The 20,931-nt window shown below is 35.8% G+C and carries 23 protein-coding genes; 8 read left to right on the plus strand and 15 right to left on the minus strand.

What is annotated here, in order from left to right; all coding sequences use genetic code 11:
* Positions 1-503 precede the first annotated feature (503 nt).
* Both cbpB and J2S17_RS12420 read right to left on the minus strand, forming a co-directional pair.
* Positions 504-953, minus strand: coding sequence for a cyclic-di-AMP-binding protein CbpB (gene cbpB / locus J2S17_RS12415; RefSeq protein WP_307475271.1), 450 nt, complete (start codon positions 951-953; stop codon positions 504-506).
* Between the two features lie 397 nt (positions 954-1,350).
* Positions 1,351-1,587: a YkuJ family protein gene (locus tag J2S17_RS12420; RefSeq protein ID WP_307475273.1), complete on the minus strand. Its 237-nt coding sequence runs from the start codon at positions 1,585-1,587 to the stop codon at positions 1,351-1,353.
* 257 nt (positions 1,588-1,844) lie between these two features.
* Here J2S17_RS12420 and J2S17_RS12425 point away from each other — a divergent pair, with 257 nt between their 5' ends.
* A complete protein-coding gene (locus J2S17_RS12425; protein ID WP_307475275.1) occupies positions 1,845-2,081 on the plus strand; it encodes a glutaredoxin family protein in 237 nt (78 codons plus the stop codon).
* Positions 2,082-2,144: 63 nt separating this feature from the next.
* On the opposite strand, the gene J2S17_RS12430 is transcribed toward J2S17_RS12425, so the two are convergent.
* The gene (locus J2S17_RS12430) at positions 2,145-2,372 is read right to left on the minus strand and encodes a hypothetical protein (RefSeq protein WP_307475277.1); all 228 of its coding nucleotides are present in this window, start codon (positions 2,370-2,372) and stop codon (positions 2,145-2,147) included.
* An 87-nt stretch (positions 2,373-2,459) separates the two neighbouring features.
* On the minus strand, positions 2,460-3,674 hold the full coding sequence (locus J2S17_RS12435; RefSeq protein WP_307475279.1) for an EAL domain-containing protein: 1,215 nt from the start codon (positions 3,672-3,674) through the stop codon (positions 2,460-2,462).
* A gap of 250 nt (positions 3,675-3,924) precedes the next feature.
* Between J2S17_RS12435 and J2S17_RS12440 the strand changes: the two genes are divergently transcribed.
* The 3 genes from J2S17_RS12440 (at position 3,925) to J2S17_RS12450 (ending at position 6,080) form a co-directional block, all read left to right on the plus strand.
* On the plus strand, positions 3,925-4,797 hold the full coding sequence (locus tag J2S17_RS12440) for a metallophosphoesterase (protein WP_307475281.1): 873 nt from the start codon (positions 3,925-3,927) through the stop codon (positions 4,795-4,797).
* A 113-nt stretch (positions 4,798-4,910) separates the two neighbouring features.
* The gene (locus J2S17_RS12445; protein WP_307475283.1) at positions 4,911-5,408 is read left to right on the plus strand and encodes a L,D-transpeptidase family protein; all 498 of its coding nucleotides are present in this window, start codon (positions 4,911-4,913) and stop codon (positions 5,406-5,408) included.
* A gap of 204 nt (positions 5,409-5,612) precedes the next feature.
* On the plus strand, positions 5,613-6,080 hold the full coding sequence (locus J2S17_RS12450) for a YkyB family protein (protein WP_307475285.1): 468 nt from the start codon (positions 5,613-5,615) through the stop codon (positions 6,078-6,080).
* Positions 6,081-6,148: 68 nt separating this feature from the next.
* Here the strand turns inward: J2S17_RS12450 and J2S17_RS12455 are convergent, their stop codons facing one another.
* Both J2S17_RS12455 and J2S17_RS12460 read right to left on the minus strand, forming a co-directional pair.
* Complete coding sequence (locus J2S17_RS12455; protein ID WP_307475287.1) at positions 6,149-7,051, minus strand: chemotaxis protein; 903 nt, start codon at positions 7,049-7,051, stop codon at positions 6,149-6,151.
* 114 nt (positions 7,052-7,165) lie between these two features.
* Complete coding sequence (locus J2S17_RS12460; protein WP_307475289.1) at positions 7,166-8,482, minus strand: MFS transporter; 1,317 nt, start codon at positions 8,480-8,482, stop codon at positions 7,166-7,168.
* A gap of 266 nt (positions 8,483-8,748) precedes the next feature.
* Between J2S17_RS12460 and J2S17_RS12465 the strand changes: the two genes are divergently transcribed.
* On the plus strand, positions 8,749-9,897 hold the full coding sequence (locus J2S17_RS12465) for an aminotransferase A (protein WP_307475291.1): 1,149 nt from the start codon (positions 8,749-8,751) through the stop codon (positions 9,895-9,897).
* Between the two features lie 278 nt (positions 9,898-10,175).
* On the opposite strand, the gene J2S17_RS12470 is transcribed toward J2S17_RS12465, so the two are convergent.
* The 8 genes from J2S17_RS12470 to ykzS all read right to left on the minus strand — a co-directional run bounded on the left by J2S17_RS12470 (position 10,176) and on the right by ykzS (position 17,821).
* Positions 10,176-11,048 (minus strand): NAD(P)-dependent oxidoreductase, encoded by an 873-nt coding sequence (locus J2S17_RS12470; protein WP_307475293.1) that lies wholly within the window; start codon positions 11,046-11,048, stop codon positions 10,176-10,178.
* 171 nt (positions 11,049-11,219) lie between these two features.
* Positions 11,220-11,684: a hypothetical protein gene (locus J2S17_RS12475; protein ID WP_307475295.1), complete on the minus strand. Its 465-nt coding sequence runs from the start codon at positions 11,682-11,684 to the stop codon at positions 11,220-11,222.
* Between the two features lie 303 nt (positions 11,685-11,987).
* Positions 11,988-13,706, minus strand: coding sequence for a phosphoenolpyruvate--protein phosphotransferase (gene ptsP / locus J2S17_RS12480; protein ID WP_307475297.1), 1,719 nt, complete (start codon positions 13,704-13,706; stop codon positions 11,988-11,990).
* Positions 13,706-13,972, minus strand: a complete 267-nt coding sequence (locus J2S17_RS12485) for a phosphocarrier protein HPr (protein ID WP_307475298.1) — start codon at positions 13,970-13,972, stop codon at positions 13,706-13,708. Before J2S17_RS12485 ends, ptsP begins: the two co-directional genes overlap by 1 nt.
* A gap of 106 nt (positions 13,973-14,078) precedes the next feature.
* Positions 14,079-15,320 carry a hypothetical protein gene (locus J2S17_RS12490; protein ID WP_307475300.1) on the minus strand — a complete coding sequence of 414 codons (1,242 nt, stop codon included), beginning with the start codon at positions 15,318-15,320 and terminating at the stop codon, positions 14,079-14,081.
* The gene (locus tag J2S17_RS12495) at positions 15,320-16,516 is read right to left on the minus strand and encodes a DUF58 domain-containing protein (protein ID WP_307475302.1); all 1,197 of its coding nucleotides are present in this window, start codon (positions 16,514-16,516) and stop codon (positions 15,320-15,322) included. The genes J2S17_RS12490 and J2S17_RS12495 overlap by 1 nt, the downstream gene beginning before the upstream one ends.
* Positions 16,516-17,454, minus strand: a complete 939-nt coding sequence (locus J2S17_RS12500) for an AAA family ATPase (protein ID WP_307475303.1) — start codon at positions 17,452-17,454, stop codon at positions 16,516-16,518. Before J2S17_RS12500 ends, J2S17_RS12495 begins: the two co-directional genes overlap by 1 nt.
* Positions 17,455-17,626: 172 nt before the next feature.
* Positions 17,627-17,821 carry a protein YkzS gene (gene ykzS / locus J2S17_RS12505; protein WP_307475305.1) on the minus strand — a complete coding sequence of 65 codons (195 nt, stop codon included), beginning with the start codon at positions 17,819-17,821 and terminating at the stop codon, positions 17,627-17,629.
* A gap of 192 nt (positions 17,822-18,013) precedes the next feature.
* Here ykzS and J2S17_RS12510 point away from each other — a divergent pair, with 192 nt between their 5' ends.
* The 3 genes from J2S17_RS12510 to J2S17_RS12520 all read left to right on the plus strand — a co-directional run bounded on the left by J2S17_RS12510 (position 18,014) and on the right by J2S17_RS12520 (position 19,778).
* Positions 18,014-18,196 carry a YkvS family protein gene (locus J2S17_RS12510; protein ID WP_307475306.1) on the plus strand — a complete coding sequence of 61 codons (183 nt, stop codon included), beginning with the start codon at positions 18,014-18,016 and terminating at the stop codon, positions 18,194-18,196.
* 224 nt (positions 18,197-18,420) lie between these two features.
* Positions 18,421-19,032 (plus strand): CPBP family intramembrane glutamic endopeptidase, encoded by a 612-nt coding sequence (locus tag J2S17_RS12515; protein WP_307475308.1) that lies wholly within the window; start codon positions 18,421-18,423, stop codon positions 19,030-19,032.
* Positions 19,033-19,139: 107 nt separating this feature from the next.
* Positions 19,140-19,778: a DUF8580 domain-containing lipoprotein gene (locus J2S17_RS12520; RefSeq protein WP_307475310.1), complete on the plus strand. Its 639-nt coding sequence runs from the start codon at positions 19,140-19,142 to the stop codon at positions 19,776-19,778.
* A gap of 49 nt (positions 19,779-19,827) precedes the next feature.
* Here the strand turns inward: J2S17_RS12520 and J2S17_RS12525 are convergent, their stop codons facing one another.
* Positions 19,828-20,874: a YkvI family membrane protein gene (locus J2S17_RS12525; protein WP_307475312.1), complete on the minus strand. Its 1,047-nt coding sequence runs from the start codon at positions 20,872-20,874 to the stop codon at positions 19,828-19,830.
* Between the last annotated feature and the right edge of the window lie 57 nt (positions 20,875-20,931).

Genomic DNA, 20,931 nt, shown 5'->3' on the forward strand with positions numbered 1-20,931 from the left:
CGGGATAACCAGAAAGGCGGTCTTTGCCTTTTTGGGTATCACGACTTAAGACCTCGAGCCCCTAGCCACCGCAACTGGACTACTCAAATGTGGAGGTGGCTTGACCAAGGGCGACAAGCTTTAGACGGGATAACCAGAAAGGCGGTCTTTGCCTTTTTGGGTATCACGACTTAAGACCTCGAGCCCCTAGCCACCGCAACTGGACTACTCAAATGTGGAGATGGCTTGACCTGTGGCGACAAGCTTTAGACGGGATAACCGGAAAGGCGGTCTTTGCCTTTTTGGGTATCACGACTTAAGACCTCGAGCCCCTAGCCACCGCAACTAGACTACTCAAATGTGGAGGTGGCTTGACCTGTGGCGACAAGCTTTAGACGGGATAACCGGAAAGACGGGTCTTTGCCCTTTTTGGTTATCAGAACTTAAGAAATCAAGTCCCTCCCCTTACTTAACCAAACAACTTTTACAAATAAATCGAGCCCCCATTTATTTGGGAGCTCAAATTAATCCTTTTTCTTCTTCTGATGCAGATGTCTTTGAACCTGAACTAATAACGACCTTCTCGTTAATATTCCTTCAAAATAGCCTTCCTCATCTTCAACACAAATAAATGGATGATCAACAAGCAAACTAATGGAATTAAGCAGAGAAGTATTCACATTCAGCCTTGGAATTTCAGGATTCATAAAATTTTCTACCTTTTTTTCGTCCAACTGTTCAAATTCAATTCTTTGCAGTCCCAGAATAGATTCCATAATCATTGGTGTGCTAATTAAACCATGGAGCTTATAGTGTGGATCTAAGACAGGAATAGCTGTATATCCACTTTTAGTTAATACCAATAATGTATGCTCCAAATTATTTCCAATTTGTACATGGGCAACCCGTTCTGACGGAATAAGTAAATCTTTAATATTTATTTCTAAAAATTCATCGCTATGGAGACTGATCATACTGAAAACCCCTCAAATTTAATGATTTGTATCCCTAATGATTTTATCATAGTTTTCAGTACACTGTCTTCTTTTAAACAACAAACTAACCTTTACTTGTTTCAATATCCCTGCAAATATAATGACATTTCGGGCATTCAAATATGATATTTTGATTTGATTGTGCTGTTATGACGTTGTTTAATTCAGCTTCCTCTCGACAGTTAGGACATATGACCATTGGAATCATCATCGAATCACCTCTTGGCAATTATTTTTCCCATCTTCAATGATTTTATAAAAAGGAGTTGATTGAGCTTCTTGCGAAATATAGAGAAAGAACGGGGAAAGCGAAGTGGTTTCATTATTAGAACCAAACAAAAAAGGAGCCTTCAAAGGCTCCTATATTAGTTATGGCTTACTGAATTAGATCGAACACTTCGATGGTAATCATATCAATGTTATCGAATTGGAAACGTTTTGGCTTTTCTTTATCATTGTAAACTTCCAATTCGAACGTTTCATTTTTCGGATGATAGGTAACTTGGCATTTTCTTTCGCCATTCACCTCGAAAAATCTTTGCATCGGCTCACTGCCATTAGATTGTTCCTGAAGATTTTTTAATCTAGTTAAAATGCCTTGAAGTTGTGACATACTTTCTCTCCTTTCCAAACAAACCATATACTGATATATAGGTTTCTCTTTAGGCATGTTTCTATCCAAACTTAACAAAATGAATGAATTTAAATTGAGTTTTTTTACATACCAATATTAACAGGATAAATTAATGTGATATCATTACACAAGTAAAAGCTGAAAATAACCTAGATTTTTTTTCAAACTTCGCCTTTATTTTCAAAAACAAATTAAAGTCATTCTTAGGAAAAATGGCTACATTAGGAGGAAAATCCATGCAAAAAATCACTGTATACACTCAGCCTGAGTGCCCGCCTTGTGAAATCACTAAAAAATTTCTCACAGAATACGGCTTCGAGTTTGAATTAAAAAATATAAAAACAGATAAAAAAGCTCATAAAGAACTGACAGAGACCTATCAATCTTATTCCACCCCTACAATCATCATTGACGATCAAGTGATTACAGGTTTTGATTTAGAAAGACTAAAAACTGTATTGAATGTCAAATAATATCAGATTAAGCTAAAATTCTAAGCACCAAATAAAAAAAGTGACCCAAAAAGAGTCACTTTTTTATGAAAAGACAAAAAATAGTGTCAAGACGATGAGAAGGACAAAGAAGATACCATAAGCTAAAAATATTGGATTAGCTAAATAAGGCTTATCCTGGACATCCTCAGGAAGAGATGAGTCCATTTCTTTGCTGCCTGTTTTTTCCTTCATTAGACCTTTGGTTGAAAAAAATGAAAAAGCAAGTATGGCTAATACTATAATTAGAGGGACGATTAACCAACCACTCATTATACTTCACTCCTTTTGCAATGACTGCTACGCTTATAATTACACATGAAGGAATGAAATATGCTGGGTGATATTGCCTTTAAACAATTACAGTAATGCATCATGCTCATAAAGAAAGTGATAGGCCAGGTCCACGAATAAATAATCGGTTTCATTCAGAGGATAAGAAAAGGTGCGAATGGATTCTCCCGTTTCAATATCAGTATATAAATCGGATAAAATCCCTTTTTTATTATTCTTCATCCTCATAATATTTTCTAAAAAGTACGGTCTCCAGCTCCAATTTTTATCGAGGTATTCATTTTGCACGACCCATTGTCCGCTCCCTTTAAAAATATTAGGTGATAGCTGGAACCCATTATCATTGCAAATATATAATCTAAAGGCTGCATCATCAAGTGCCTGGGAGAGGGCTGGTAGAAAATTTTGAGATTCTGATGATTTTCTGTTTTTAATAAGAAAGTCTGTCATTGTATCATTGAACCTTTCCGTGATCATATATAAAGACGATAATTTTCTCTTTTCATATGAGATGAATTGATGACATTTATCCTTCAGCTTCTGTTTTAAAATATCTCGTTCCACAAACTCCTCTTCCGGACCATTTAAATAAGCACCTTGGTAATAGCGGCCACCGTTTCTCCATGCAAATTGCAGCTGATATTCCATCTCGATATTTTCAAATAGTAAAGTCGCTCCAATTTTTCTCGCTAGCATCGAAAGAGAATAGAGAATTTCCTGGTAATTATGGTTTACAGCCGATGAACGCAACGCCTGTAAATCAATTTTTAATATATTGGGTGACAATTGACCAATTCGATCTAGATAGCTGCTTTCCTTACCTAAATTATCAATAGCGATTTTAATTCCATATGTACGGTAATAATTAATAAAATGATCAAGATGACTAAAATCTCCATATGGGAACCGCTGAGAAATCTCAATAACAATTCGATCAAGTGATATCCCTTTTTTTTCAAACTCTAAAAGAATTCCCAATAAATGTTCACTATCCTGATTCACCAAGAGATCTGCATCTCGATTAATAAAAAGTAAAACATCCGGATCGAGTGTCAATGCTTTCTCCAATGCTTTAATTAAGATGACATCATCCACTTCCATTCTGTAATCTTCAGGGATTGAATCATCTAAGAAAAATGGTCCTAAACTTTCAACTTTTTCGTCCACTTTATATCTTGCTAACACTTCATATCCAATTATCCTATGTTCATCCGCACTAAAAATTGGCTGAAAATAAGGAAATACATTTTCTAAATCTGACATTATCTCCAATGGATCCATAATCGGCACTCCCATTTTCTATTCTTTTCATTGATATAAGATAACCAATTATACCATATTCCCCCTGTTTTTTTTAGGGATTTACATTCAATTATCAATTCCTAGTAAATTTGTACTATATTAAATTTTTTCTTCACTATGGAAATTATTGTAGTGTTTTTTCATAGAATATATATAAGTGTCTACTTCTTTTTCTAAACATATTTTGTTAGTATAAGAATGTATCTTAATAGATTGGCTGGTATTAGCTATGACAAATAAAGTCTCAAGAAGAAAATTTATAAAAAGAGTCTTTGGGTCTCTTTTTACGGCAATCGCCGCAGGTGCAGGCGGATTTTTTTATGCTAGGGATATTGAACCAAAGTTACTAGAAATCAATCAACATACAATTAAGCACCCTTCCATTCCAAAAAGCTTTCACAACATAAAAATTGTTCAGTTTAGTGATATACACCTCGGTTTTCATTACGATTTAACTCAGTTAAAAAAGTTAATTAACAAAATTAATGAATTTGAACCCGAAATCATTATTTTTACTGGAGATTTAATGGATGAACCTAATAAATACAACAGAACAGAAATGGTTGCCCCTCTCTTAAGCGAACTTAAAGCAAGTATTGGGAAATATTCAATATATGGAAATCATGATCATGGTGGATATGGTTCTGATATTTATAAAACCATTATGAACGAAGCTGGGTTTGATCTCCTTCTTAATGAAAGTCGAATAATAAAAAATGAGGATGAAAAAATTTATCTTTCGGGAATTGATGATGCCATGCTGGGCAGACCTGATATAAAGGCAGCGGTTGCAGATATTCCAAATGATTCTTACCATATTTTTCTCTCACATGCGCCTGATCTTGCTGACGGTGCTTCATCTTTTAATGTAAATCTTCAACTAAGCGGACATAGTCATGGTGGTCAAATACAAGTCCCATTCATTGGTGCCTTAGTAAAACCTCCCTATGGCGAAAGATATTATGAAGGATTTTATGAGATTGGGCAAACCGATCCGCTTCTCTTATATGTAAATCGCGGGATAGGCACAACACGCTTGCCATTCCGTTTTCTTTGCCGCCCTGAGCTTAGTGTCTTTACCTTGCAATCAGAACAACAATAAAAGACAGGGCCATTTCTGCCCCTTCTTTTTTCCTTTCTTTACACTTATTGTGTTTCAAACACATACTTAATCGCATATATAACACTATGCAATGTAAAGAAAGGACTGATTGTATGTATCATATTATTCAAAGAGGTGAAACATTAACAGATATAGCCCGAAATTATCGAATCCCTCTTTCCCAGCTTTTATCTTTTAATCCTGCCATTACAAACCCCTCTATCATTTATATTGGCCAGAGAATTTTAATACCAAATTTAACTGACCACACTCAAATTCCCTATCAAATAATTGTATCAAAAGGAAATCGAACTTTAACATTATTAAGAAACGGAATTGTACAAAAAACATATCCGGTTGCAATTGGGAAAATGCTCACTGGAACGCCAGAAGGTCAATTTATAATCGTTAATCGGGAGCCTAATCCTGGAGGCCCTTTCGGTGTTATGTGGCTTTCTTTATCAAAGGCTGGCTACGGTATTCATGGTACAAATAATCCCTCATCAATTGGGAAGGCGGTATCACACGGCTGTATCCGAATGCATAACAAGGACGTACTAGAGTTAGCCAGTATAGTCCCGAACGGAACAAGGGTAGATATTCTTTCATAAAAAATACAAATAAATTGAATGGAATTTTAAATAGAGGTTACTATCTTTCATCTTAACTTTTTGTCGGTGAACTTTTTTTTATGAATTTTGACCTATTATAATCGATGCTTTTGTCTGCTTTCAGAAAAAGTTATACTTTTGTATTTTTCAAAAAAGGGGTATAATTAACATACAATGTTCTAAAAAACGAAAGGAGATTTCACATTGAATTCAGAAAGCAATGAATACCCTCAATTACATCCAACGGTTGAAAACCTCTCTCAAGCTATCTTCACCGTTAACCGTCATGCTAAAACTGCTCCAGATCCTAAATTTTTATATAGAGTCAAGCATGATGCCCTTCAAAAACTATTAAAAGAAGGAAAAGCAAAAAAGATAGGTCTTCATTATTCTCGCAACCCCAAAAACAGTCAGCAGCAGTCAGATGTTTTAGTTAAGTGCGGTAATTATACCTTTCACTTACCACCTTCAAAAGAAGATTTTTCTCAGCTTCCTCATTTGGGAAACTTAGATCAGTCGGTTCGTAATCCAAAGGCTACAATTTCTCTTAATCAAGCAAAGAAACTGCTGGTGAGCTATATTGGTTTGAAAGAGGAGCACCATTCATCACATCAAAAAAAACAACGATATGAAAAGCCGGTATTCAAAAAGTTAGGCGAAAGTTATTTTTAATACGAATCACTAATGTAAAGAATACAAAAAGAAGCAAAAGCGATTACGCTCTTGCTTTTTTTGTATTCTCAGACATACTTATCAATCATTAGTACAAGTTCTGCAATCTCAGGCTTGCTCACTTGTTCGTTAGCACCAACCATTTTTCCTTTATGGCGAAGATCATCTGTAATGAGAGAAGAAAAAATGATGACTGGAAGTTTGTTTAACTTCGAATGTTCTTTTATGCGCTTAGTCAAATGATGCCCATCCATTAATGGCATTTCAATATCGGTAATTAAGAGCTGTAACTCATTTTCAAAATTAATTTCTTTTTGAACGATTGATTCTAAGTAGTCTAAACACTCACTACCATTTTCAAAAAATTGCAGATTCCAAAACCCTGCTGCATTTAAAGTGTCTTTCAACAATCTCCTTAACATGGGTGAATCTTCAGCAATTACTATTTTTTTATGAGTACGCTCCCTTTTGCCAAGGCTTTTTACTTTATCAATCGTTACACCCGACGCTGGATTAATATCAGTAATTATTTTTTCAAAATCTAACATCAATAGCATTTCACTGCCCATCTTTATAATGCCAATAACTGGACTATCTGTTCCTTGATACATTTCAGATGGCCGTTCTATCTGACTCCAAGAGATTCGATGTATCTGCGTTACTTTATGTACATGAAAAACAAATTTTTGTTTATTAAATTCAGTGACAACAAATTTGTTAAGTTCTGGCTGCTCCGCTTTGGGGTAGCCAAGAGCTCTTTCCACACTAATAACAGGCAGCACTTCTCCGCGAATTTCAATGATTCCTAATACATGTGGATGTGCATGAGGAATGGGAATAACGGCAGTTGGATTAATAATTTCTCTCACTTTATTTACATTGATGCCAAATTTACTATTCCCCATACAAAATTCCACGATTTCAAGTTCATTTGTACCACTCTCTAATAAAATTCCTTTATCTTTTTCCACTAATCATTCTTCCTTCCTATCTATTTATAACTATAAATATAACATGAATTATTTTCCTCTTATGTTATATCGTATCAAATTGAAAAATTATAAATATCGAGTAGGAAGTTAAATCTATACAGCTTCTGTTTCCTTAATCCTTGAGTGCACAATTAGACCAATTAAAGTAAGGATGATTAACGAGCCCATTCCTAGTCTACTTGCTAAGTTTCCATGTTCAGCAAACACCAAAGTAATCGTTCCGTACAATAATGGGCCGATGATGGAGGACACTTTTCCCGAAAAGGCAAATAAACCAAAAAACTGCCCTCTCTTATCCACTGGCGATAATTCTACAATATATGTTCTAGTTGTTACCCACATTGAACCTAAGGCAACACCGAACATACTTCCGGCAATCCAAAACATAAGCTCATTGACAGCGAAAGTTCCAATTAATAAAGCAATTACTAGTAAAACTCCTACGTATTTTACCGCTCTATTGGCACCTACAGCTTTTGTAATATAGCCGAAAATAAATGACCCGATAATACTTGAAATCGTTGAAACTAGATACAATAATATAAATTTACCTGCAGTAAAACCAACAATATTTTGTGAGTAAGGTGCCATCATGACAATCGTTGTGGCTATGGCATCATTTAGAAAGAAATAAGCAATCATAAATGTAAAAATTGTCTTATGCGATTTCATTTCCTTAAAGGTTTTATAAATCTCCTTATAGCCTGAAAGAAATGTAGTTTTTTGCTTTACTTCTTTTGGTTTATCCTTAACAAAGAAAAATAATGGTAAAGAAAAAATCAAGAATAATATGGCTGATGGAATAAATGCTTTATGAAAATCGCCATCCATAACTAATAAATATACGCTCAAGCCCACGAGCGTGCCAAGATAACCAACCGCTACACCAAATCCAGATATAAGCGGTATCTCCTCTTTACTTCCAAAATCAGAAATCATTGAATCATAGAATACTAAACTAGAATGATAAAAGAATTTTGCAATAATGAAGCAAAGAATAACGAGCGCAAGAAAGATTGGCATGCCAAAAATCTTGCCATCTAAGCCAGACATTGCAAAAACACCCATCAAACATGTGGCTAATACAGAGAAAATTGTAAAGATCACAATATACTTTTTCTTTCTCCCAGTACGGTCAATCATAACGCCAAATAACGGACTAAATATTACTAGAAAAATACTGGCTAATGCATTTGCATAAGCAATAAATGTACTCGCGATTTGATCTAGTACTTCATTGGACCCAACTACTTCCTTAATATAAAATGGCCAGAAGATCGTATTAATGTTTGAAGAAAAAATAGTATTTGCAAAATCATATAAAGCCCAGGATATAATAGGTAAGGTGAAATATAATCGTAAAGAACCGATTTTTGATTTGCTTTTTTCCGCTGGCCTTCCTAACTCCATAAAACCACTCTCCCAAATGTTTTCTTTTCTGTTTATAGACATATCATACCATTTCCTGCCTTACATAATAATTCTAATTATGTAAAATCTTTTTGGTGTTATTATTCCTTCTTTTGTTTTTTCTTTTTTGATAAAACATATGACATTATCCTTTAGGTATACATAAGCTGAATTGAACTTTTTTCAGTTAGAAAAATCACATTAGGGTTTTACTCATCGTTTTTCTCCTGTAAAATAAGCTATATGCTTTAGTGAGGTGAACTAACATGGAACATTTAATTAATAAAAAAGTGAAACATATTGAGATTTCTGGGATAAGAAAGTTTTTTAATATGGTGGCTGATACGAAGGATATGGTTTCTCTAACAATTGGACAGCCTGACTTCCCAACTCCTGATCATGTTAAAGAAGCAGGAAAAAGAGCAATTGATGAAAATTTTACAAGTTATACACATAATGCCGGTGATCTAAGACTAAGAAAAGCAGCCTGTTCCTTTGTAAAAAAGAAATATCAGCTAACGTACAATCCTGAGTCAGAGGTGATAGTCACTTCTGGAGCAAGTGAAGCGATTGATATTACCTTAAGAACAATTTTAGAAGAAGACAGTGAAGTAATCCTGCCTGGACCTGTTTATCCAGGATATGAACCCATTGTCACACTGTGTGGCGCTAAGCCTGTCTATGCCGACATTACAAAGAATCAATTTCGTATGACTGCTGAAGTGATTGAGCGGTACATAAATAATAAGACTAGATGCATTGTGCTTCCCTACCCTTCAAATCCAACTGGTGTCAGCTTAACTAAAAAAGAACTAGAGGATATCGCACAATTGGTTCGAGGAAGAGAAATATTTATTTTAGCAGATGAGATTTATAGTGAACTGGCTTTTGATCAAGCTCACACTTCCATCGCTACTATACTTAAAGAACAAACGATTGTCATTAATGGACTATCAAAATCTCATTCAATGACCGGCTGGCGGATCGGGCTGTTGTTCGCTCCAGAAACCATTGCCAAGCATATTTTAAAAGTCCATCAGTATAATGTCACATGCGCATCTTCATTATCGCAAATGGCAGCTCTGGAAGCATTAACCATAGGAATAGATGATGCAATTCCTATGAAGCAAGAGTATATGCACCGTCGTGAATATGTGTATGATCGTTTAAAAAACATGGGGTTAGAGGTTGTAAAGCCTGATGGCGCCTTTTATTTCTTTGTAAAAATGCCTTCAGTAAACATGAATTCCTTTGACTTTGCACTGGCTCTAGTTGAAAAATCGGGAGTGGCCGTCGTACCAGGCAGTGCTTTTTCTTCCTATGGTGAAGGATATTTTAGAATCTCATTTGCTTACTCGATGGATTTATTAAAGGATGGTTTAGACCGGATAGAATCATATATACAATCAATCTAATAAGAAAAGCGTGGGACATATTGCTCACCCTAAAGACATAGCATAAGACGAGCCTTAGGGAAAGGTGTTCTTTACCTTTCTAGGAGAATTTCCCAAACCACCCGTGGGGGTAGAACGCTTGCGCTAGACATTTTATATTTATACTCCATAGCTATTATTTAAAGGGTGCCCATGATCCATAAAGCACCCTTTTTGAAGTAAATCCGTTTCATGACCTTATTTATCCCGTGTGTGTCTACCTACGCTTTCTAATAGAGTAAAAAGGTTTGATAAAAAAACTATCTATCCCAATATTTATACAATGCTTGTGTACCATTGTTCTCTAGTCCTGCTTCAGCCAGGTTTCCATAAAGTTCTTTAGCAAGTGATAAGCCAGGCGTTGTCATCCCCATTGACTCAGCCTCTTGCAAGGCAATATTCATATCTTTAATAAAATGTTTGATGTAGAAACCTGGATCAAAATCTCCAGAAGTCATCCTTGGTGCTAAATTTGAAAGTGACCAGCTTCCTGCTGCTCCAGACGAAATACTTTGGAGTACTTTATTAGTATCTAATCCTGCTTTTTCTGCATAAACGATTGCTTCACATACGCCAATCATATTTGAAGCGATGGCAATTTGATTACACATTTTTGTATGCTGGCCAGACCCCGCCTTACCTTGATGAACAATATTCGTTCCTAAATGCTTTAAGATTGGCTCTACAACAGCAAAGGCTTCACTGCTGCCGCCAACCATAATTGATAATTTCGCTTCTTTTGCTCCAATGTCTCCTCCAGAGACCGGTGCATCTAAAGCGTGAATGCCTTTTCCAAGTGCCGCGTCCGCAATTTTCACAGCAAGTGATGGTGTAGAGGTGGTCATATCAATTAAATATGTATTTGGACGAGCATTGGCGACCAATCCCTCTGCTCCTAAGTAAACCTCTTCAACGTCGGAAGGGTAGCCAACAATAGTGATGATTATATTCGCCGTCTCTGCTACTCTTTTGGGAGAGTCTGCCCAAGCAGCCCCAGCATCAAGAAGATCCTGAGCCTTCTCTTTCGTTCGAGAATAAACAACAAGCGAACGGCCTGCCTTTAGCAGGTTTCTGGCCATGCTTTTCCCCATGACACCTGTACCAATAAAGCCAATTTCTGTTTGATTCGTCAATCTGTTCCTCTCCTCTTCAATCAAAATATATCTGAATATTACTATCAATTTATTCTAGCACTTCTTTTTTTACTTTTAAAGAGAGGATACCTGCTGCAAAATTATGAAACAAAGAAAGCATGACAAAACAAATAGACCAACATTAAGTATGAAGGTCTATCAGTACTAATTTTATATTTGTGATGAGAAATGAGTTAAAAACCCTTTAGCAACTACATGCTCATCATTTAACAGCTCTACTGACACCGCCTCATCATTGACAATCATCTTCTCAATATCAAAAACATGTAAATCATTTTGCAAAGGAATTGGCTCCATATAAATGAATATTTCTTTATCCTTTACCGGTTCAATGAATTCCGCCGTATTGCCTTTTTCACTTCCGTATATGATTTCATTTGTCCCAAGGGCATCGGCTAATTCCTGATTATGTATAGATACTCTTACTTGGTATTTTTCATCTTGTAATAAAATCTTTTCGTTAAGCTTAAACCTAAACTGCAATTCGTTTGTTTTAGTTAATAGCGCATCGGCATGTCGATTGACAATTGACTGTTGATTTCCTCCAGTCCCACAGCTTGCGAGCAAAATAAGTAATAAAGAGATACATAGGATAAGTAATCTTTTACCTTTCATATTCAAACCTCCTTACCCATAACTTCTCCTATTATCCAAAGATTTAAACCTATTTTTTGGAAAATCAACAAATATGCACCAGAAAAGATATCATTTTTAACTTTTTCTCATGTTTTAATCTATACGGATCCAGTATTAAATTTACTACATGACGTAAGCCAATCATCCCCCGTTTGCAAAGAGGCAAAAAAAAAAACTAGCCAATGGCTAGCTTAAAGGGGAAAATGAGAATGATTTAGCTGACTTAAGGCTTCTTAAGTGCTTACTGTAGAATTACCCGCACTTTATTGATTTAAAACCTAATTAATCACTTTTATTTAAAAAGTTTTCTAGAACTTGTTCAACCTCTGCTGCATTTGGCAAATTTAACACTTTATCGATCATATGCTGAATATCTTGCATCCGCAAATCCCTTATATGGGCACGCGTGTTTATAATCGATGAAGAGTGAACTGAAAATTCATCTAAACCCATTCCAACTAACAGTGGAATCGCTACTTTATTCTCAGCCATATCTCCACAAATACTTACCCATTTTCCCTCTTGATGTGCGTAATCAATCACTCTTTTTATCAACCGAAGAATCGCAGGATGATAGGGTTGATAAAGATAGGAAACCTGTTCATTCATACGGTCGGCTGCGAGCGTATATTGAATGAGATCGTTTGTGCCTATACTAAAAAAATCCGCTTCCTTAGCAAACGATTCAACCATTAAAGCAGTGGAAGGGATTTCAACCATCATACCTAACTCAATGTTACCCACTGTTATTCCTTCTTCAACTAGCTTTCGTTTCTCTTCTTCAAACATGGCTTTTCCTTGACGGAATTCCTCAATCACAGCAACCATTGGAAACATGATTTTCAAATTCCCAAAGGCGCTGGCACGTAATAGCGCACGTAACTGTGTGCGCAAGATTGTTTGTTCACCTAAGCAAAAACGAATCCCCCTGAAACCTAGAAAAGGATTCATTTCTTTTGAAAGATGTAAATAAGGAAGCTCCTTATCACCGCCAATATCAATGGTACGAACAATCACTGGCTTCCCTTCCATTGCCTGGAGAACTGTCTTATATGCTTCAAACTGCTCGTCTTCTAGAGGCAGCCGTTTTTTTTCCATAAATAAGAACTCTGTACGGAATAGACCGATGCCTTCTCCGCCCTTGCGGATCACTTCCCTCGCTTCATCTACACTTCCTATATTGCCAACAACGGAAAAAGCGTGACCATCACCAGATACAGTCTTCTCCTGAATGAGCCAATCTAGATTAGATTGGTTCTGTTTCTCTAATTGCTGCAGCTTTTCATATTCTGCAATCACTTCTGGTGTTGGATTAATATGTACTAAGCCTTTATTTCCATCCAAAATGATACAATCACCATTTTCAATATCTTGAAAGGCCGTTTTTGCACCAACCACTGCAGGGATATTCATTGAACGGGCAAGAATGGCGGAATGTGAGGTTTTACCGCCGATATTAGTGACAAAGCCTTTGACTAATTGTGAATTCAATTGCGCTGTATGAGAAGGCGTCAAATCATCTGAAATGATAATGACTTCCTCTGCTATCATACTCGGGTTATGTATCGGAATCCCCAAAAGATGAGATTGAATCCTGTTCGTAATATCACGAATATCGGCGGCACGTTCTCTCAAATAAATATTATCAACACTCTCTAACATATTGATAAATCGATCTGTTTCCTCCATAATAGCAAACTCAGCGTTTACATGAAGGTGGGTGATCTTCTCCTCGACCGCGATAATTAATTCAGGGTCAGCTAAAACAAGGAGCTGAGCATCAAGAATAGCTGCTTGATTCGTTCCTAGCTCTTCATCTGCATAGTCGCGTATCATCTCAAGCTCACCTTTTGCAGAGAATAAAGCATCATGAAATCTTTTCTTTTCTTCTTCACTATCCCTCACTCTTTTTTTCTCTATAGAAAAATGATGAGTTTCTAGGCGAAAAGCTTTTGCTATGGCTATTCCATCTGATGCTGCAATCCCTTGAAGAAAGCTCATTATTCTGCTAAACCTTCCTTACTTAACATTTGTTGCAAATGTTCCATTGCAGCCTCTTGATCATTGCCCTCTGTTGATATTTTAATATTTGCACCTTTTCCAACTGCCAATGACATGACACCCATGATCGATTTCAAATTCACTTTTCTCCCTTTATACTCCAATTGAACATCTGAAGTAAAGCGGCCCGCAGCTTGGACTAACTGTGTTGCAGGACGCGCATGAATACCTGTATCTGATATAACTGTAAATTCTTTTTCAATCATTTAAATCATTCTCCTTTATTTCATGTAAAATTATTATGTTTTCCATTAGAATAACATAAAGAAAGGCTTCAATAATAAATGAATCTACTTTAATAGACTAATTTTTTTAATTCCTATCCTTTTCCCTATCTTTTTTCCACTCTTTCTCCTCTTTCTTTTGCCTTTTATGCAGTACCTTCATTTCACCTTTTAACTCTTTCATGCCATTAAAAAATATAGCCTCTTCGCTTATTTCAGCCTTTAAGCTTCCATATCGTACTTTTTCATATATTTCATTTATATGATTATTATTCTGCAGCCCTATCCGATTCATCCATTCGGGAAATGTTTCTTGAGGTTTTCTTCCTAATTTTAACTTTTCAGCCAATCGCTCAAAATGGTAAACCTCTTTACGTACCTTGTGTTCTGGAACATATTTTTTCCTATTTAAAAATGCAGATTCATCAAATATAGGATGTAATGTGCTCATTTGATAAGTTTGTTCATTGGCTATCAAATCGATTTTACCTTCATTATGACGGCGGTATAAATAGATACTAAACAAAAGTAGGGCGACGATTGTAATAATAGAAAATAGGATAGCCGGATCAAGCAACGTCTCTTGATTAAGGCTTTTCACATATTCCTCCAAAGTTTCCTCTTCGTCTACTACCTCCGGAACCGGTGCTAGGAGCTCAGGAGTTAGGTCTAGATTTTCGAATATATCAAAGGCAGGAGAAATAACTGTTGAAATTAACCAAACGCCCATTTGCAGAACTTTAAAGAAAAGCCACTTTAACAGATTCACACTTCCCGCAATTAATAATCCTGTTCCGATAATAGCTCCGATAGTCGTGAAGAAATACAAAGCATATCGCTTTTTCTCTATATGATCCGCCCTTACATTCAACCATCGAATAAAAAAGCTGCCGATTAAGATAAACATACTTTGTACAATCATAAAAAGAACGATCCGTTGAATGTCCATTTCCGTTTTAACATAAGGAAATATTAAGAGGCCAACCCCTGCAATCAATGTTATTAACAGCATAGCTCCCGCAGAATTGCTTTGGAATTCTTTAAAGTGCACCAGACCTCTCCAAAAAATCAGAACCGCTATCAACATTAAAAATGCAAATGATAAATGAGAAAAATAGACATATACTATGATAATAGGCAATACAGCAGATAAGTACATCGCTTTACCTTTATCATGATACTTTAATAAAAGCATTATGATAAGAATGGCTGCACTTATAGAAATAATGAAATATTCTGCCAGGATCTGCGGGTAAAATGGTAAAATGACCAAACCGCCAAATATCACTTCAATAAAAATCAAATAAAACATAGTCCATGCTTTCTTCATTAAGCATGCACATCCTTTACAGTGAGAGACAGCTGCCCTATTGTCGCTGTTTGATTATTCGTATGAAGCTGAAATAAGGAAGCGCCATTTTTTTGAATCTTATCCAACAAGTTCTGTGCTTTCGGCTGTTTCTGTCCACCATGTAAAAAATATGGCTGGCGCGGTAGATGACGAGCATAAAAAGAGAGCATTTTATCATAAGGATAAATAGAGCCGTGACGATCGGCAACCGCCAGCATTTCAAGTACTTTTTGCAGATGCTCTTTCCCTTTTCCAAATGGAATATATAAGAAGGGGGTACTGCTATTCACACGAAGGTTCACGCAAATAGAATAAGAAATATCATTCTTTTGAAAAAAATAAGCAAGTTCTGCGGCACTGCTTATGAGCTCCTCCATTTGTTTGGAAACAGAATGAGAGACTGAGATATTCAAGGAAATATTCCAGCCTTTCTCTGCTGTATGGTCATATATCTTTGTCTGGAGCTGTTGGTTTCTCGCACTTGCTTTCCAATGAATACGATTGAAGCTATCTGAATAAACGTAATTTCTAGTGCCTGCAGGAGACAAATGATCTTCAAATAATGATTGCGAAGCTTGGCTATCACCTGGACGATTCGAATTCATTATCTTTTTGTTCATAACTGGAATCGTCACGGGATACACAAGCACCTCTTGTTTAGTCAAATATTTGTATTGTAAAATAGCCTCTCCTAATCCGAAGAAATGTGGAATATGCAACTCAATTTTGCGTATTTTTGCCAGCCCGCGCTTATTTGCTATAAAGGGAAGCCTAATTTCTTTTCTTTGTTTATAATTAATAGAAAAAGGAATATTCATCTCATAATTTGCTTGCCGCTCTTCAATTCTTTTATCTTCAGGTGAAACAACATCATTATAGAAAATTCTGAGCTCCCCATTCATCACAGGCAACCCTCTATTCTCGAAAGTTAAAAGCCATTCACCACGATCATTGGTGAAAAGCTTTGTTCTTGTTTTTTCATTGATCAATATTAACTTATCACCTACCCTCTTAAGGTAAAGCATATTTGCATAAATCAATAAAAGGATGAAAACAGCTGTAAAAAACACAACCGTTAATTTAAAATAGAAACTGGCAAGAAGTAGAATAGTTGCAATAATTGTTGACACAGACAAGTATTGATCCTCTAAGATCTCCTTTCTCCACATATTCATTAGATATGACCTGATTCAACTGGAACCGGAATCGTATCAAGCAATTCCTGAAGGACCAATTCCGCCCGCTTTGTTAATGACGCCTCCGTGGATAAATAAATTCTATGGGCAAGAACATAAGGAACCATCGTCTTAATGTCCTCAGGAATCATGTAATTTCTACCGGCAAAATAAGCCTTTCCTTGGGCAGATCTTATTAGAGCTAACGTGCCTCTTGGACTTACTCCAAGCTCAATATCTCCATAATCCCTTGTAGCCCTTACAATATCCAGTACGTAATTTTCAATGGCATCGTTCATTTTAATACTTAAAACCGCCTCTTTCATTCCCTGAAGCTCTTCCAGCTCAATTACAGTTTGTACCTCTGGTTTTGCTAATAGATTATTATGTATTTGAATGATCATCTTTTCCTCTTGCAAGGATGGGTAGTTCATATCCAATTTTATAAAAAATCGATCCAATTGTGCAGCTGGCAACGGGAAGGTTCCTTGCTGCGACTCAACTGGGTTTTGGGTTGCAATGACCATAAAGGGATCGCTTACTTCAATCGTATGGCCGTCAATTGTTACCTGCCGTTCTTCCATAACCTCTAATAAACTCGATTGAGTTCTAGGTGTAGCACGATTAATTTCATCTGCCAACACTATATTTGCTACTATTGGCCCAGGACGCAATTCGAATTCTAGTCTTTTCGGATTAAAAAACTGAATGCCAGTTACATCACTCGGCAACACATCTGGTGTAAATTGAACTCTTGAAAACTTACCATTTATCGCTTTGGCAAAAGATTTAGCAAGCATCGTCTTCCCGGTTCCTGGTACACTCTCTAATAGTACATGCCCATTAAATAATAAGGCGATTGTCAAAAGTTCAACTTCCTTGTCCTTACCTGACATCACCTTGCTGATTTCTTCTTGCAACTTCAATAATGGTCCCATAGACCCTCCCTGTAATCATTTTTATAATATTCTAATTTTGTATTTTATAATTTTACTAAAGAGTGAGGTAGCTTACAATCTTTCCCTAGAAAAAAATGCAAATAAAATGAAAAAAGCTGGAAATCAGGTCTCCTTACGACTGACCTTCCCAGCTCTCACTCACTGAACCTTATTAACTTCTTGCCGTTTCTATGTATTGATATAAAACATCTCCCCCACGAAGGGCAATACCACGAAAATGCTTAAAATCTTTGCGATTCACTATCACTTTCCTAAATTCTAAAAAATCATCCTTTTTTACAAAGTATTCCGATATATCGTCATTTTTCAACTTATCAAGTATCTCATTTACCATCGATTCGTTCATAAGCCACACCTTTTTATGATTTTTCAAATATCTATTTGCTTCAATTTATTATTGTAACTAAACTTACTCTGATTTCCAAGGAAATATACTTTAAGAATAAACTAATTAAATAGATAAAATTCTTTACGAATACATTTTTTTAGTGCAAAATGGTTATTAACAAAAAAAATGGGAAGAAAAGGGGAATAACGATTGAAGAAGGCTGAGATTGGTAATATCATTGAATTTCGCGAAGGACTTCGCGGCATCGTTGAAAAGGTAAACGAAAATTCAGTTATTGTAGATTTAAGCTATATGGATAATTATCGTGATTTAGAGCTTGAGCACAGAACAGTTGTTAATCACAAAAATTATAAAATTATTCAAGAAAAATAATTTTTATAGTTGTCTCCTTTCTCTCAGATATTACGATATTAACCCTTAAAAGCAGCACACAAATGCTGCTTTTTTACTTTTAATTAAATAAAACTCTCATTTGATTTCTCTTCAAGTATTCTGTAAATAAATTTGAAGAGATTGTGCCAAGTCATAACAATATATACATTTTACACCGCTTTTTTGGTAAAATAGGTTTGGCTTGTATGAAAGGAGTTTATTTAATGATTAAAAAATTACCCGACATCCGCTTAATTGTCGGTTTTTTAATTGCTCATGTGCTCATGTACTTTACCTTTATGGATCGATCGATTTTTTGGTATATGTTTACGGCAACGATGCTATGTTTAATTAGCTATTCAATCTTAAATGAAGAAATTGATGATGAACAAACCTTTGGTACGTATTTCATCTACGGTGTATTCTCTGGGCTATTGCTTTATGTTATTTTTTGGACAGGTTATGCGATTATTGACATACTAAACCTTCCATTTTTAAATAGTATCTCAAGCTTATATGGACGCTATGCTCCATCAAATATATGGCAATATATTGTACTGTTATTTATTCTTGTCCCTGGTGAAGAAATTTTTTGGCGTGGTTTTATCCAAAAGAGGGTAATGAAATATACAACCGTCACAACAGCTGTTTTCATTTCATCATTGCTTTATGCATCTGTGAATTTATATTCAGGCTATTGGATTCTTGCAATAGCTGCACTTGTAGGCGGGATATTTTGGGGATATCTATATGCATGGAAAAGAAGTATCCCTCTGTTAATTGTCTCTCATATTGTATTTGATCTTGTGTTATTCATTATTTTTCCACTTATCTAAACATTATGCCCTTACTTTAGAGCAAAAAGGAAAAATAATGTAACGTATTCACCGCAAATCCGTCTAATTTGTATGAATGCGTAATTCTATGCCGGGAGGAATGACAAATGAAAAACCCACTCAAACTGTTGCTTATGTCTGTATTATTTATGTTTGTACTAGCTGGATGTGGTACTAGCCAAAATGATGACGGAGCCAGCTCTTCCCAACCGCCAAAAGAGGAAGAAGCGAATCATGATGATCATCAAAATGAAGAAGAACATAATGATGACGGCAAAATTCGTCTGCTAGAACAAAATATTGAATATGATCTAAACGGAGAAACTAAGGAAGATACTGCTTTTTTAATAGAAAGCGATAATCAAGATTATTCTATGTATGTTTTGCCGGATTTTGCTCTAACAGGTGAAGAACCTAATCAAGATGTACTACACTTAAAAAAGGAAGCTCATATTTTCATGAGAATTGAACTACTTCCTGAAGATATTGATTGGGCGAAGGTAGAAGAAAATACGAAGGTTCAGCTTGAATCTGTGAATAAGGAAATTACTACACCTGAATTGCCTAAATATCCATTCTACCAAGATGCAACTGTAATGGAAGCTAGCGATGACGGTGATACGGTTACTTCATTGTTAATCAAAAATGAGCAAACACAAGTAAAACTCACTATATTTACAGATGAAAATGAAAAAGATTATAAAGACGCCTTCATCAAAATGGCACAAACCATCGAGAGTAAGTAATGGCTATGGTAATCCAGCAAATAAGACTGTCAAATTAGATTTGACAGTCTTATTTTTTTAAGTCCTCGAATGGTTTCATCCATAATAAGATGATAAAAGTTAAGCTAATGTATCCAAACAAAGGGTATAAATAGGACAAAAGCGTCCCATACTCAACAAAGCTGCCAAAGTAACTAATCATAAAAATAACACTGACAGTAATGATGGTTGGTATATTAACATATTGTCTCACTTGCCTCTCCACTCCAAAAACATTTCCAATGACAGAAGTGAAAATCTCACCATAAATGACTAATACAAATACCCAGTAAAATGAAGAAGCTAATGACTTCATAATAGCCGCCATTGGAATATCAAAAGACTCAATGTTTGGCAGCATCACTAAAGTTAAATGGCTTGAAATAAGGATTAGCGTTAATACTCCCCCGCCAATCATCCCTCCCCACTTAATGGTCTGCTCATCTTTTATATCTGAAGCGACTGGTACAAGAACAGCTTGTGCAAGCATTAAGTTAAAGGCAGCATAAGAAAAAGGTGAGACCACTGCTTTCCATCCATCCTCAGCATAAGGAATATATAAAATCTGCTCCACAAATCCTGGCAGTCTTATGGATAAAAACAGCAGTATAAAACTAAAGGTAATCATCATAGGAACAACAAGAACATTTACAGCAAATAAGCCCTTTATTCCTATGATCATTGTAAGTATGGATAATATGATCGTAAAAATAACGCCAATTGACTTTGACAGTCCTAGCTGTTCTTCAAAAACAGCACCTGCTCCAGATAGCATAACTGCACAAACGCCCAATAGCATCACAAGCATTAATCCGTTAATAATGATTCCGAAGAACCTTCCAAATAAATACTCATTTAACTCTTGATACGATTTTGCATCAATACGAGAAGCAATCTGCATCAGCTTGGACCCCAAAAAGATAAATATATACCCACTCATTAACATCCCTATTAAACCTAAAAAACCAAAACGAGAAAAGAATTCAACAATTTCTCTGCCGGTGGCAAATCCTGCCCCAACTATAGTGCCAACATATACGGCAGCAATTTGAAAGGAAGCCCCCCAGTTTGTCTTCACTCAATCTCCTCCTTCACTTCAATATATGAATGATAGGACAAACAAAGACGAGCTTTT

The sequence above is a fragment of the Cytobacillus purgationiresistens genome (assembly GCF_030813235.1).
GTDB lineage: Bacteria > Bacillota > Bacilli > Bacillales > Cytobacillaceae > Cytobacillus > Cytobacillus purgationiresistens.

What these genes read in the sequence shown, in the direction of transcription:
- J2S17_RS12475 (WP_307475295.1), bottom strand. Translation starts at nt 11,684, where the DNA reads ATGAAAGGTAAAAGATTACTTATCCTATGTATCTCTTTATTACTTATT.
- J2S17_RS12515 (WP_307475308.1), top strand. Translation starts at nt 18,421, where the DNA reads ATGATTAAAAAATTACCCGACATCCGCTTAATTGTCGGTTTTTTAATT.
- J2S17_RS12435 (WP_307475279.1), bottom strand. Translation starts at nt 3,674, where the DNA reads ATGGATCCATTGGAGATAATGTCAGATTTAGAAAATGTATTTCCTTAT.
- J2S17_RS12490 (WP_307475300.1), bottom strand. Translation starts at nt 15,320, where the DNA reads ATGAAGAAAGCATGGACTATGTTTTATTTGATTTTTATTGAAGTGATA.
- ptsP (WP_307475297.1), bottom strand. Translation starts at nt 13,706, where the DNA reads ATGAGCTTTCTTCAAGGGATTGCAGCATCAGATGGAATAGCCATAGCA.
- cbpB (WP_307475271.1), bottom strand. Translation starts at nt 953, where the DNA reads ATGATCAGTCTCCATAGCGATGAATTTTTAGAAATAAATATTAAAGAT.
- ykzS (WP_307475305.1), bottom strand. Translation starts at nt 17,821, where the DNA reads ATGAACGAATCGATGGTAAATGAGATACTTGATAAGTTGAAAAATGAC.
- J2S17_RS12440 (WP_307475281.1), top strand. Translation starts at nt 3,925, where the DNA reads ATGACAAATAAAGTCTCAAGAAGAAAATTTATAAAAAGAGTCTTTGGG.
- J2S17_RS12495 (WP_307475302.1), bottom strand. Translation starts at nt 16,516, where the DNA reads ATGAATATGTGGAGAAAGGAGATCTTAGAGGATCAATACTTGTCTGTG.
- J2S17_RS12460 (WP_307475289.1), bottom strand. Translation starts at nt 8,482, where the DNA reads ATGGAGTTAGGAAGGCCAGCGGAAAAAAGCAAATCAAAAATCGGTTCT.
- J2S17_RS12420 (WP_307475273.1), bottom strand. Translation starts at nt 1,587, where the DNA reads ATGTCACAACTTCAAGGCATTTTAACTAGATTAAAAAATCTTCAGGAA.
- J2S17_RS12485 (WP_307475298.1), bottom strand. Translation starts at nt 13,972, where the DNA reads ATGATTGAAAAAGAATTTACAGTTATATCAGATACAGGTATTCATGCG.
- J2S17_RS12425 (WP_307475275.1), top strand. Translation starts at nt 1,845, where the DNA reads ATGCAAAAAATCACTGTATACACTCAGCCTGAGTGCCCGCCTTGTGAA.
- J2S17_RS12465 (WP_307475291.1), top strand. Translation starts at nt 8,749, where the DNA reads ATGGAACATTTAATTAATAAAAAAGTGAAACATATTGAGATTTCTGGG.
- J2S17_RS12430 (WP_307475277.1), bottom strand. Translation starts at nt 2,372, where the DNA reads ATGAGTGGTTGGTTAATCGTCCCTCTAATTATAGTATTAGCCATACTT.
- J2S17_RS12445 (WP_307475283.1), top strand. Translation starts at nt 4,911, where the DNA reads ATGTATCATATTATTCAAAGAGGTGAAACATTAACAGATATAGCCCGA.
- J2S17_RS12520 (WP_307475310.1), top strand. Translation starts at nt 19,140, where the DNA reads ATGAAAAACCCACTCAAACTGTTGCTTATGTCTGTATTATTTATGTTT.
- J2S17_RS12500 (WP_307475303.1), bottom strand. Translation starts at nt 17,454, where the DNA reads ATGGGACCATTATTGAAGTTGCAAGAAGAAATCAGCAAGGTGATGTCA.